This window comes from Streptomyces sp. NBC_00859, assembly GCF_045161865.1.
Lineage (GTDB): Bacteria > Actinomycetota > Actinomycetes > Streptomycetales > Streptomycetaceae > Streptomyces.
In genome coordinates, this window is sequence record NZ_CP108826.1 from 6,689,767 (window position 1) to 6,702,240 (window position 12,474).

11 protein-coding genes are annotated in these 12,474 nt (G+C 69.6%); 9 read left to right on the forward strand and 2 right to left on the reverse strand.

Annotated features, from left to right (window positions below):
• Window positions 1-32: 32 nt before the first annotated feature.
• The 9 genes from OG584_RS29510 to OG584_RS29550 all read left to right on the forward strand — a co-directional run bounded on the left by OG584_RS29510 (window position 33) and on the right by OG584_RS29550 (window position 10,123).
• Complete coding sequence (locus OG584_RS29510) at window positions 33-785, forward strand: YebC/PmpR family DNA-binding transcriptional regulator (protein WP_405782378.1); 753 nt, start codon at window positions 33-35, stop codon at window positions 783-785.
• A 157-nt stretch (window positions 786-942) separates the two neighbouring features.
• Window positions 943-1,476 carry a crossover junction endodeoxyribonuclease RuvC gene (ruvC, locus tag OG584_RS29515; RefSeq protein ID WP_328316472.1) on the forward strand — a complete coding sequence of 178 codons (534 nt, stop codon included), beginning with the start codon at window positions 943-945 and terminating at the stop codon, window positions 1,474-1,476.
• Window positions 1,473-2,093 (forward strand): Holliday junction branch migration protein RuvA, encoded by a 621-nt coding sequence (ruvA, locus tag OG584_RS29520; protein ID WP_405782380.1) that lies wholly within the window; start codon window positions 1,473-1,475, stop codon window positions 2,091-2,093. The genes ruvC and ruvA overlap by 4 nt, the downstream gene beginning before the upstream one ends.
• 14 nt (window positions 2,094-2,107) lie before the next feature.
• Window positions 2,108-3,190: a Holliday junction branch migration DNA helicase RuvB gene (gene ruvB / locus OG584_RS29525; RefSeq protein ID WP_405782382.1), complete on the forward strand. Its 1,083-nt coding sequence runs from the start codon at window positions 2,108-2,110 to the stop codon at window positions 3,188-3,190.
• Window positions 3,191-3,357: 167 nt separating this feature from the next.
• Entirely contained in the window at window positions 3,358-3,834 is a 477-nt protein-coding gene (gene yajC / locus OG584_RS29530; protein ID WP_405782383.1) for a preprotein translocase subunit YajC, read from the forward strand.
• Window positions 3,835-3,984: 150 nt separating this feature from the next.
• Entirely contained in the window at window positions 3,985-5,730 is a 1,746-nt protein-coding gene (secD, locus tag OG584_RS29535) for a protein translocase subunit SecD (RefSeq protein ID WP_405782384.1), read from the forward strand.
• A 1-nt stretch (window position 5,731) separates the two neighbouring features.
• Window positions 5,732-6,841, forward strand: coding sequence for a protein translocase subunit SecF (gene secF / locus OG584_RS29540; protein WP_405782386.1), 1,110 nt, complete (start codon window positions 5,732-5,734; stop codon window positions 6,839-6,841).
• A complete protein-coding gene (locus tag OG584_RS29545; protein ID WP_405782387.1) occupies window positions 6,838-7,386 on the forward strand; it encodes an adenine phosphoribosyltransferase in 549 nt (182 codons plus the stop codon). Before secF ends, OG584_RS29545 begins: the two co-directional genes overlap by 4 nt.
• A 184-nt stretch (window positions 7,387-7,570) precedes the next feature.
• Window positions 7,571-10,123, forward strand: a complete 2,553-nt coding sequence (locus OG584_RS29550; protein ID WP_405782389.1) for a RelA/SpoT family protein — start codon at window positions 7,571-7,573, stop codon at window positions 10,121-10,123.
• 86 nt (window positions 10,124-10,209) lie between these two features.
• Here the strand turns inward: OG584_RS29550 and OG584_RS29555 are convergent, their stop codons facing one another.
• On the reverse strand, window positions 10,210-11,439 hold the full coding sequence (locus tag OG584_RS29555) for a DUF349 domain-containing protein (RefSeq protein WP_405782390.1): 1,230 nt from the start codon (window positions 11,437-11,439) through the stop codon (window positions 10,210-10,212).
• Window positions 11,440-11,613: 174 nt separating this feature from the next.
• Window positions 11,614-12,396: a peptidylprolyl isomerase gene (locus tag OG584_RS29560; RefSeq protein WP_405782392.1), complete on the reverse strand. Its 783-nt coding sequence runs from the start codon at window positions 12,394-12,396 to the stop codon at window positions 11,614-11,616.
• Window positions 12,397-12,474 lie beyond the last annotated feature (78 nt).

Sequence of the window (12,474 nt, forward strand, 5' to 3'; positions counted from 1 at the left end):
CCAGGAAATGGTTACGCGAAGGAGACAGGCAGATGTCCGGCCACTCTAAATGGGCTACGACGAAGCACAAGAAGGCCGTGGTTGACGCCAAGCGCGGCAAGCTCTTCGCGAAGATGATCAAGAACATCGAGGTCGCGGCCCGCACGGGCGGCGCCGACGTGTCCGGCAACCCGACTCTCTTCGACGCCATCCAGAAGGCCAAGAAGAGCTCGGTGCCGAACAAGAACATCGACTCCGCGGTCAAGCGCGGTGCCGGTCTCGAAGCCGGTGGCGCCGACTACGAGACGATCATGTACGAGGGCTACGGACCGAACGGTGTCGCGGTGCTCATCGAGTGCCTCACCGACAACCGCAACCGTGCCGCGTCCGACGTGCGCGTCGCGATGACCCGCAACGGCGGCAACATGGCCGACCCGGGCTCCGTGTCGTACCTGTTCAACCGCAAGGGCGTCGTGGTCGTCCCCAAAGCCGGGCTCACCGAGGACGACGTCCTGGGCGCGGTGCTCGACGCCGGCGCCGAAGAGGTCAACGACCTGGGCGAGGCCTTCGAAGTGCTCTCCGAGGCCACAGACATGGTCGCGGTCCGCACCGCGCTCCAGGACGCGGGCATCGACTACGACTCGGCCGAGGCCAACTTCATGCCGACCATGCAGGTCGAGCTGGACGAAGAGGGCGCGCGCAAGATCTTCAAGCTGATCGACGCGCTGGAGGACAGCGACGACGTGCAGAACGTCTTCGCCAACTTCGACGTCTCGGACGAGGTCATGGAGAAGATCGACGCCTGACGGGCGCTCAGCGCCACGCGTACGCAGGTACGGACGGGCCGGCGGGGGACACACCCCGCCGGCCCGTCCGCGTTGTCAGTGCCACCCGATAGCCTGCGACAACGCAGGAACACACGGTCGAACGGCATCAGGACACAGGCATCAGGGAGGGGGCACCGTGCGGGTACTCGGCGTGGACCCGGGGCTGACCCGCTGCGGCGTCGGCGTCGTCGAGGGCGTGGCGGGCCGCCCGCTCGCCATGCTCGGGGTGGGGGTGGTCCGGACACCCGCCGACGCGGAGCTGGGTCTGCGGCTGGTCGCCATCGAGCGTGGCATCGAGGCCTGGCTGGACGAGCACCGGCCCGAAGTCGTCGCCGTGGAGCGGGTGTTCAGCCAGCACAACGTCAGTACGGTGATGGGCACCGCACAGGCGAGCGCGGTCGCGATGCTCTGCGCGTCACGCCGGGGCATCCCCGTCGCCCTGCACACCCCCAGCGAGGTCAAGGCCGCTGTCTCAGGCAGCGGCAGGGCCGACAAGGCCCAGGTCGGGGCGATGGTGACCCGCCTGCTGCGGCTGGACGCACCCCCGAAACCGGCCGACGCCGCCGACGCCCTGGCACTCGCCATCTGCCACATCTGGCGGGCCCCCGCCCAGAACAGGCTCCAGCAGGCTGTCGCCGCCCACCGCACGCTGAAAGGCCGTACCGCATGATCGCCTTCGTTTCCGGACCGGTGGCCGCGCTGGCCCCGGCCACCGCTGTCATCGAGGTCGGCGGGATCGGCATGGCCGTCCAGTGCGCGCCGAACACGCTGTCCACCCTGCGCATCGGCCAGGAGGCGAAGCTCGCCACCTCCCTCGTCGTCCGGGAGGACTCCCTCACGCTCTACGGATTCGCCGACGACGACGAACGCCAGACCTTCGAACTCCTCCAGACCGCGAGCGGCGTCGGCCCCAGGCTCGCCCAGGCCATGCTCGCCGTGCACTCCCCGGACGCGCTGCGCCTCGCCGTCTCCACCGGCGACGAGAAGTCGCTGACCGCCGTCCCCGGCATCGGCAAGAAGGGCGCCCAGAAGCTCCTCCTGGAGCTCAAGGACCGCCTCGGAGCCCCGCTCGGCACCGGCGGAGCCCGTCTCGCCGCTCAGCGCACCGCATCCGGCCCCGCGCCCTGGAGCGAGCAGCTGCACGCCGCGCTGGTCGGGCTGGGTTACGCGCCGCGTGACGCGGAGGAGGCGGTGGCCGCCGTCACCCCGCAGGCCGAGGCCGCCGCCGACCCCCAGGTCGGTGCGCTGCTCAAGGCCGCACTCCAGACCCTCAACCGCGCCCGCTGACCCGGAGACCCGCCATGCTGCCTCCTCAGAACGAGTGGGACGACACCGCCCCCGAAACCGAAGAGCGCCTGGTGGGAGCCGACGCCGACGGCGAGGACCAGGCCGTCGAAGCCGCGCTGCGCCCCAAGGACCTGGATGAGTTCGTGGGGCAGGAGAAGGTCCGGCTCCAGCTCGACCTGGTCCTGCGAGCGGCCAGGCAGCGCGGCGCCACCGCCGACCACGTGCTGCTCTCCGGTGCTCCTGGCCTGGGGAAGACCACCCTTTCGATGATCATCGCGGCCGAGATGGGCGCTCCGATCCGGATCACGTCCGGCCCCGCGATCCAGCACGCCGGCGACCTGGCCGCGATCCTCTCCTCGCTCCAGGACGGTGAGGTTCTCTTCCTCGACGAGATCCACCGGATGTCCAGGCCCGCCGAGGAAATGCTCTACATGGCGATGGAGGACTTCCGGGTCGACGTCATCGTCGGCAAGGGCCCCGGCGCCACCGCCATCCCGCTTGAGCTGCCGCCCTTCACGCTGGTCGGCGCCACCACCAGGGCCGGGCTGCTGCCGCCGCCGCTGCGCGACCGCTTCGGGTTCACCGGCCACATGGAGTTCTACGAACCGGCCGAGCTGGAGCGCGTCATCCACCGCTCGGCGCGGCTGCTGGACGTCGAGATCGGTGATGACGGCGCGGCGGAGATCGCAGGACGCTCCCGCGGCACCCCCCGGATCGCCAACCGGCTGCTGCGCCGGGTCCGTGACTACGCGCAGGTCGAGGCCGACGGGGTGATCACCAGAGAGATCGCGCGTACGGCGCTCGCGGTGTACGAGGTTGACGCCCGCGGACTCGACCGGCTGGACCGCGCGGTCCTCCAGGCCCTGCTCAAGCTGTTCGGCGGCGGGCCGGTCGGACTCTCGACGCTCGCTGTCGCCGTGGGGGAGGAGCGCGAGACGGTCGAGGAGGTCGCCGAGCCGTTCCTGGTGCGCGAGGGGCTGCTGGCGCGCACCCCGCGCGGCCGGGTTGCCACACCGGCCGCCTGGGCACATCTCGGGCTCGTGCCTCCGCAGGGAGGCGCTGCGGGAAAGGGACAAGCGGGTCTGTTCGGGGCGTGAGGGCGCGCGGGGGTGCCCGCTGCGGAACCCCGGTGCCATGCTGGGCGTTGTTCCATTGATGCGGACTCGCCTAGACTCCGCCGGTGCCGCCCTTCCCAGGGCGGCATGCCCCGCCCCCGAAGATCAGGCCGCGATCCAGCGCGGTCGTGCGAAGGAAGTTCCCTCCCGTGAGTCTCGTGACCCTCCTCCCCTTCATCGTGCTCATCGGGGCCATGTTCCTGATGACCCGGTCCGCCAAGCGGAAGCAGCAGGCGGCCGCATCGATGCGCAATGAGATGCAGCCCGGCACCGGCGTCCGGACGATCGGGGGCATGTACGCCACCGTCAAGGAGATCAACGAAGACTCGGTCCTCCTGGAGATCGCGCCCGGCGTCCACGCTGTCTACGGCAAGAACGCGATCGGCGCGGTCCTGGACGACGCGGAGTACAACCGCATCGTCCACGGCGACACCGCCATCGTTCCCGACGACGCCTCCTCGCTGACCGAGCTCGACGAGGAGCCCAAGGTCGACCTGGGCAAGCACGACACCCCGGAGACCGACGCCGACGCCGCTTCCGGCGAGGCCGCGGCCACGTCCGAGGACAAGGCCGACAAGGCTGACAAGGCCGACAAGAAGAACGACGGCGAGGGCGAAGCGAAGTAGCACATCCGGGGACCGCCGGTGCTGCCCGATGGCGGCACCGGCGGTCCCCGAGACCGTGCACTGCTTCAGCGGAGCAGGTCCCCCACATCACTTCGTGGCCGCTCACAGCGCATACCCGGCGCGGGCGGTAGGACAGGGAGAATCGACAAGGTGGCAGCACCGAACAAGGGCCGAAGGCAGACGGGAGCCCAGGGCAAGCCCGGGCGGTCCCTGGCCCTGATCCTGATCGCCATGGTTGCGCTCGTCGGCGGGATGTTCTGGGCGAAGCAGGTCACGCCGCGTCTCGGCATCGACCTCGCGGGCGGTACGAGCATCACGCTCCAGGCGAAGCCCCAGCCGGGCAAGCCCAACGCGATCAACCAGAAGAACATGGACACAGCGGTCAGCATCATCGAGCGCCGTGTCAACGGCCTCGGTGTTTCCGAGGCCGAGGTCCAGACCCAGGGCAAGGACCAGATCCTCGTCAACATCCCCAAGGGGACGAACGAGAAGCAGGCCAGGCAGCAGGTGGGTACCACCGCCCAGCTGTACTTCCGCCCCGTGGTGACGGTCGCGGCCGGGAAGCCGACTCCGGCCGGCAAGCCCTCCGCCCCGCCCTCGCCGAGCGCCTCGTCGAAGGCCAAGGGCAAGTCGTCCTCGTCGGCGTCGCCGAAGAACACCGCTTCGCCCACCTCGTCCCCGCAGGGCCGCGCGGTCACCGACGCGTTGAAGGCAGGCCCCACGCCTTCCCCGTCGGCCCCTTCCCAGTCCACCCCCACCCCGTCGCCCGCCGAGACGGCGGCCGTCGCCAAGCTGCAGAAGAAGTTCGCGGCGCTCGACTGCTCGACCAAGGCCGGACGTGCCAAGGCCGGCGGCGACAACGTCAAGCCCAGCGACCCGACCGTGGCGTGCAGCCAGTCCGGTGACGCGAAGTACATCCTCGACGCCGCCGCCGTCGACGGCACCGACGTCTCCAGTGCCAAGGCCGTCATCGACCAGCAGCAGGGCCAGTGGATCGTCCAGATGGACTTCACGGGCAAGGGCTCGAAGAAGTTCCAGGCGGTCACCGGCAAGCTCTCGAAGCAGCAGTCCCCGCAGAACCAGTTCGCCATCGCGCTGGACGGCGCCGTCGTCTCGGCCCCCAGCGTCAGCCAGACGCTCAGCGGCAGCGCCCAGATCTCCGGCAGCTTCACCCAGCAGTCGGCCGAGGACCTCGGCAACGTGCTGTCGTACGGCGCCCTCCCGCTCTCCTTCAAGGAGGAGACCGTCACCACGGTGACCGCGGCGCTCGGCGGGGAGCAGCTCCAGGCGGGCATCATCGCCGGTGCGATCGGCCTCGCGCTGGTCATCATCTACCTGGTGGCCTACTACCGCGGCCTGTCGTTCATCGCCATCCTGAGCCTTCTGGTCTCCGCGATCCTCACGTACACACTGATGTCGCTGCTGGGCAAGGGCATCGGCTTCGCACTCAACCTGCCCGCGGTGTGTGGTGCGATCGTTGCGATCGGTATCACCGCGGACTCGTTCATCGTCTACTTCGAACGCATCCGTGACGAGATCCGTGAGGGCCGCACGCTGCGGCCCGCCGTCGAGCGCGCCTGGCCGCGTGCCCGGCGCACCATCCTGGTCTCGGACTTCGTGTCCTTCCTCGCCGCGGCCGTGCTGTACATCGTGACGGTCGGCAAGGTGCAGGGCTTCGCGTTCACGCTGGGCCTGACCACGCTGCTGGACGTCGTCGTGGTCTTCCTCTTCACCAAGCCGGTGATGACCTTGCTGGCCCGCAAGAAGTTCTTCTACAGCGGGCACCCGTGGTCCGGCCTCGACCCGAAGCGGCTCGGTGCCAAACCCCCGCTCCGCCGCTCGCGCGGTGGCGCCACCGCCGCCTCCTCCGTCCCCACCGACCCGAAGGAGGCGTGAGATGTCGCGACTCGGCAGCATGGGCGCCCGGCTGTACCGCGGCGAGGTCGGCTACGACTTCGTGGCCAAGCGCAAGATCTGGTACGGCATCTCGATCCTGATCACCATCACGGCCATCGTCGGCCTGGCGGTGCGCGGTCTGAACCTGGGCATCGAGTTCCAGGGCGGTGCGGTCTTCACCACCACCAAGAGCAGCAGCGTCTCCGTGACGCACGCCCAGGACGTGGCGCAGCGGCTCTCCGGGCATGACGCGTCCGTCCAGAAGCTGGGCAACGGCGGCATGCGGATCCAGGTCTCCGGGATCGACACCGATACGGCCGACAAGATCCACGGCTCGCTCGCCAAGGACCTGAACCTCCCGGTCGACAAGATCGCCGCCGACGTGGTCGGTCCCAGCTGGGGAGAGACGATCGCCAACAAGGCCTGGGAGGGCCTGGCGATCTTCATGATCCTGGTGGTGGTCTATCTGGGCATCGCCTTCGAGTGGCGAATGGCCCTCGCCGCTCTGGTGGCCCTGATCCACGACCTCACGATCACGGTCGGGATCTACGCGCTCGTCGGGTTCGAGGTCACCGAGGGCACTGTGATCGGTCTGCTGACCATCCTCGGTTACTCCCTCTACGACACCGTGGTCGTCTTCGACGGCCTCAAGGAAGCGTCGAAGGACCTCAAGAAGCAGACCCGCTTCACCTACAGCGAGATCGCCAACCGCAGCCTCAACGGAACCCTGGTCCGTTCCATCAACACCACGGTCGTCGCTCTGCTTCCGGTGGCCGGCCTGCTCTTCATCGGCGGCGGCTTCCTCGGCGCCGGCATGCTGAACGACATCTCGCTCGCGCTGTTCGTCGGTCTCGCGGCCGGTGCGTACTCCTCGATCTTCATCGCCACCCCGCTCGTCGCCGACCTCAAGGAACGCGACCCCGCGATGAAGGCCCTCAAGAAGCGGGTGCTCGCCAAGCGGGCAGCCGCCGCGGCCAAGGGCGAGTCGGCCGACGACTATGTGGAGCCGCAGGACGAGGTCTCCGGGGCGACGGCGGCGGCCGGCGCCGCGGCAGGCCGGCGCGCGCCCGCCCCGCGGGGCCGCGGACGCACCCAGGGGAAGCGCCGATGACCAGCACCAGGAGCACACAGGACCTGCTGCTCAGCAGGATCCGGGATGTGCCGGACTATCCGGTGCCGGGCGTGGTGTTCAAGGACATCACCCCGCTGCTCGCAGACCCGGAAGCCTTCACGGCGCTGACCGACGCTCTCGTGGAGCTGTGCGTGCGGAACGGTGCCACGAAGATCGTCGGTCTGGAGGCGCGCGGCTTCATCCTGGCCGCACCGGTCGCGGTGCGCGCCGGAATCGGCTTCATCCCGGTCCGCAAGGCCGGGAAGCTGCCGGGCGCGACGCTCTCCCAGACGTACGACCTGGAGTACGGCAGTGCCGAGATCGAGGTGCACGCCGAGGACCTGTGCGCCGACGACCGCGTCATCGTCATCGACGACGTGCTCGCCACCGGCGGGACCGCCGGAGCGTCCCTGGAGCTGATCCGGCGGGCCGGTGCGCGGGTCGTCGGGGTGGCCGTCCTGATGGAGCTGGGCTTCCTGGACGGGCGTGCCCGGCTGGAGCCCGCGCTGCACGGCGCCCCGCTCGACGCGCTGATCACGGTCTGACCCGACGCCGTACCGCTGAGGCGGGCCCCCGGAACTCCGGGCGGCCCGCCTCTCGCGTACGGTGCCGGCACCGGCCCGGGGCGAGCCGATCGCCGTGGATCGTTACCATGGGCTTCCGGACCTGACACGGGGACCCGGACCCTCCCCCCAGGCTCCGTCCGGGGGGACCCCCAGAGGAGTGCCCTTGCCAGACGAGGACCGGCCCGCAGCCGCCGCAGAGCCCGAGAAGCAGGACCAGAAGGCCGCGGCGGCCCCAGCGACGCCCGAGAAGCCGCCCGCCGGGCAGCAGCCGAAGCCCTCGGCTCCCGTGGTGCGCCCCGGCGGCGCAGCCCCCCTCTCGGCGCCCAAGCCCGCCGCACAGGCACCGGCTTCCGAACCGGCCGGGCAGGGTGCCACCACCCGTCCGGCCGCCCAGAGCCCCGCGGTGCGCTCCGGCGGATCGTCGAACCGGGTCAGGGCCAGGCTCGCCCGGCTCGGCGTGCAGCGTTCCTCGCCGTACAACCCGGTGCTCGAACCGCTGCTGCGGGCCGTGCGCGGCAACGACCCGAAGATCGAGTCCGCGACCCTTCGGCAGATCGAGCGCGCGTACCAGGTGGCCGAGCGCTGGCACCGTGGGCAGAAGCGCAAGAGCGGCGACCCGTACATCACGCACCCGCTCGCCGTCACCACGATCCTCGCCGAGCTGGGCATGGACCCGGCCACCCTGATGGCGGGCCTGCTGCACGACACCGTCGAGGACACCGAGTACGGCCTGGACACCCTGCGCCGTGACTTCGGCGACCAGGTGGCCCTCCTCGTCGACGGTGTCACCAAGCTCGACAAGGTCAAGTTCGGCGAGGCCGCGCAGGCCGAGACCGTACGCAAGATGGTCGTCGCCATGGCCAAGGACCCGCGGGTCCTGGTCATCAAGCTCGCCGACCGGCTGCACAACATGCGCACCATGCGGTACCTCAAGCGGGAGAAGCAGGAGAAGAAGGCCCGCGAGACGCTGGAGATCTACGCCCCGCTCGCCCACCGCCTGGGCATGAACACCATCAAGTGGGAGCTGGAGGACCTCGCCTTCGCGATCCTCTACCCCAAGATGTACGACGAGATCGTGCGGCTGGTCGCCGAGCGTGCGCCCAAGCGCGACGAGTACCTCGCCATAGTGACCGACGAGGTCCAGTCCGACCTGCGTGCCGCCCGCATCAAGGCCACGGTCACCGGGCGCCCCAAGCACTACTACAGCGTCTACCAGAAGATGATCGTGCGCGGCCGCGACTTCGCGGAGATCTACGACCTGGTGGGCATCCGAATCCTCGTCGACACCGTCCGCGACTGCTATGCGGCGCTCGGCACCGTCCACGCCCGGTGGAATCCGGTCCCCGGGCGGTTCAAGGACTACATCGCGATGCCCAAGTTCAACATGTACCAGTCGCTGCACACCACGGTGATCGGTCCGAGCGGCAAGCCCGTCGAGCTCCAGATCCGTACGTTCGACATGCACCGCCGCGCCGAGTACGGCATCGCCGCCCACTGGAAGTACAAGCAGGAGGCGATGGCCGGCGCCTCCAAGGTGCGCACCGACGCGCCGAAGAGTCCCGGCAGAGGCTCCCGCCAGGACACCGTCAACGACATGGCCTGGCTGCGGCAGCTGCTCGACTGGCAGAAGGAGACCGAGGACCCCAGCGAGTTCCTGGAGTCGCTGCGCTTCGACCTGTCGCGCAACGAGGTCTTCGTGTTCACGCCCAAGGGCGACGTCATCGCGCTGCCCGCCGGCGCCACCCCGGTCGACTTCGCCTACGCGGTGCACACCGAGGTCGGCCACCGGACGATAGGAGCACGGGTCAACGGGCGGCTGGTCCCGCTCGAATCCACCCTCGACAACGGTGACCTGGTGGAGGTCTTCACCTCCAAGGCCTCGGGTGCCGGGCCGTCGAGGGACTGGCTGGGCTTCGTCAAGTCGCCGCGGGCGCGCAACAAGATCCGGGCCTGGTTCTCCAAGGAGCGCCGGGACGAGGCGATCGAGCAGGGCAAGGACTCCATCGCGCGGGCCATGCGCAAGCAGAACCTGCCGATCCAGCGCATCCTCACCGGCGACTCCCTGGTCACGCTGGCGCACGAGATGCGCTACCCGGACATCTCCTCGCTGTACGCGGCGATCGGTGAGGGCCATGTGGCCGCCCAGGGCGTCGTGCAGAAGCTGGTGCAGGCGCTCGGTGGCGAGGAGGCCGCCAACGAGGACATCGCAGAGAGCACACCGCCGTCGCACGGCCGCAGCAAGCGGCGCGCCAACGCGGACCCCGGTGTGGTCGTCAAGGGTGTCGACGACGTCTGGGTGAAGCTTGCCCGGTGCTGCACGCCCGTCCCCGGCGACCCCATCATCGGGTTCGTCACACGGGGGAGCGGGGTCTCCGTGCACCGGGCGGACTGCGTCAACGTGGACTCGCTGTCGCAGCAGCCCGAACGGATCCTCGAAGTCGAGTGGGCCCCCACTCAGTCCTCGGTCTTCCTCGTCGCCATCCAGGTCGAGGCACTGGACCGTTCCCGGCTGCTGTCGGACGTCACCCGTGTCCTCTCCGACCAGCACGTCAACATCCTGTCGGCGGCCGTCCAGACCTCCCGCGACCGGGTGGCCACCTCACGCTTCACCTTCGAGATGGGCGATCCGAAGCACCTCGGCCACGTCCTGAAGGCGGTACGCGGGGTCGAGGGTGTCTACGACGTCTACCGGGTGACATCGGCGCGCAGGCCCTGACACCTGACAGCCGGACATGACGAGGGGAGGGGCCCTCCGCCTGAGCGGAGGGCCCCTCCCCATGTCCTTGACGGCTGATTCAGGCTTCAGCCGCCGAACTCCTCCAGGCCCTTCAGCGCCTGGTCGAGCAGCGCCTGCCTGCCTTCGAGCTCACGGGCGAGCTTGTCGGCCTTGGAGTTGTTGCCCGTCGCACGGGCCGTGTCGATCTGCTTGCGCAGCTTGTCGACCGCGTCCTGCAGCTGGCCCGTCAGCCCCGCGGCACGCGCACGCGCCTCCGGGTTGGTACGCCGCCACTCGGTCTCCTCGGCCTCCTGGAGGGCGCGCTCCACAGTCTGCATCCTGCCCTCGACCTTCGGACGGGCGTCACGCGGTACGTGGCCGATGGCCTCCCAGCGCTCGTTCAGCGCCCGGAAAGCGGCCCTGGCCGGCTTGAGGTCCCGTACCGGAAGCAGCTTCTCGGCCTCGACCGCGAGCTCCTCCTTCAGCTTGAGGTTCTCGGACTGCTCCGCGTCACGCTCGGCGAAGACCTCGCCGCGGGCGGCGAAGAAAACGTCCTGGGCGCCGCGGAAGCGGTTCCACAGGTCGTCCTCGGACTCGCGCTGGGCGCGGCCCGCCGCCTTCCACTCGGTCATCAGATCGCGGTAACGGGCCGCCGTGGCACCCCAGTCGGTCGAGCCGGAGAGCGACTCCGCCTCTGTGACCAGCTTCTCCTTGGCCTTGCGGGCGTCCTCGCGCTGGGCGTCCAGCGACGCGAAGTGCGCCTTGCGGCGCTTCGAGAACGCCGACCTGGCGTGCGAGAAGCGGTGCCACAGCTCGTCGTCGGACTTCCGGTCGAGCCGGGGAAGACCCTTCCAGGTGTCCACCAGCGCCCGCAGCCGCTCACCGGCCGAACGCCACTGGTCGCTCTGTGCGAGCTCCTCGGCCTCGACGACCAGGGCCTCCTTGGCGTGCTTCGCCTCGTCGGTCTGCCTGGCCTTCTGGACCTTGCGCTCCTCGCGGCGCGCCTCGACCGTCGAGATCAGCCCGTCCAGGCGCACCCGCAGGGCGTCGAGGTCGCCGACCGCGTTGTGCTCATCGACCTGCCCGCGCAGATGGTCGATGGCGGCCTGCGCGTCCTTGGCCGACAAATCGGTGGTTTTCACTCGGCGTTCGAGGAGGCCGATCTCCACGACCAGGCCCTCGTACTTGCGCTCGAAGTAGGCCAGGGCCTCCTCGGGAGAGCCTGCCTGCCAGGAGCCGACGACCTTCTCGCCATCGGCCGTACGCACGTATACGGTTCCGGTCTCGTCGACACGGCCCCACGGGTCGCTGCTCACAGCGCCTCCATCCACATGATGCCTGCGGAGACTTGTGGGCCCCCGGACATCGTCCACAGTTTCTTCGGCCGGGCTGCTCGCGCCCCGCACACCGCCAACATAGGCGAACGGCGGGGCGGCTGTCCGCATCCGGCCCATCCGAATATCCCTGGCCCCCGGTAACTCGCCGGAGGGTCAGTCCTTGGTGACGGTCGCCTTCGAGACGGTCACGGCCTTCTTGGGCGCACCGTCCTTGCTTCCGCCGGTCACTCCCGCCTTGGCCACACCCTTCACCGTCTTCAGGCCGGCGGCGTCCATCGTCCCGAACGGCGTGTACGTCGGGGGGAGTTTGCTGTCCTTGTACACGAGGAAGAACTGGCTGCCGCCGGTGTGCGGCTGGCCGGTGTTGGCCATCGCCACCGTGCCCGCCGGGTAGGTCACCGTGCCGTCGCTGCCCGCCTTGCCGAGCGCGGTCAGGTTCTCGTCCGGGATCGTGTAGCCGGGGCCGCCCGAGCCGTCACCCTTGGGGTCGCCGCACTGGAGGACGTAGATACCGCTGGTGGTGAGGCGGTGGCACTTCGTCTTGTCGAAGAAGCCCTTGTCCGCGAGCGACTTGAATGAGTTCACGGTGTGCGGGGTCTTCGCGGCGTCCATGACGAGGGAGACGGCGCCCTGGTTCGTCTTGAGCGCGAAGGTGTATTTCGCCTTCTTGTCGATCTTCATCGCTGGCTCGGGGGGAGCGGTGCTGCTCGCCGAGGGCGAGGCGGCCGGGGCCTTGGCCGCACCGGACTTGCCGTCGTCCCCCTTGAACGCTCCGGCGCCCCAGGCGATACCGCCCGCGACGACCACCACGGCGACCGCCGACGCGATCACCGTGTTGCGGCGGCGGGCGTTGCGCCGGGCCGTGATGCGGCGCTGCTGCTGCCGCTCGAACTTTTCCCTGGCGAGCTGCCGCCGCCGCTGATCGCTGTTGACCACCGGGTGTTCTCCCTCGTCCGTATGCGTGCGTGATTCGCGCGTGTCGTATACCTGTCCGGGCTAGGCCGTACCGTATAT

Coding starts and splice junctions, on each gene's coding strand:
- ruvB (WP_405782382.1), top strand. CDS start 2,108: ATGCTGCCTCCTCAGAACGAGTGGGACGACACCGCCCCCGAAACCGAA.
- OG584_RS29510 (WP_405782378.1), top strand. CDS start 33: ATGTCCGGCCACTCTAAATGGGCTACGACGAAGCACAAGAAGGCCGTG.
- secF (WP_405782386.1), top strand. CDS start 5,732: ATGTCGCGACTCGGCAGCATGGGCGCCCGGCTGTACCGCGGCGAGGTC.
- ruvA (WP_405782380.1), top strand. CDS start 1,473: ATGATCGCCTTCGTTTCCGGACCGGTGGCCGCGCTGGCCCCGGCCACC.
- OG584_RS29545 (WP_405782387.1), top strand. CDS start 6,838: ATGACCAGCACCAGGAGCACACAGGACCTGCTGCTCAGCAGGATCCGG.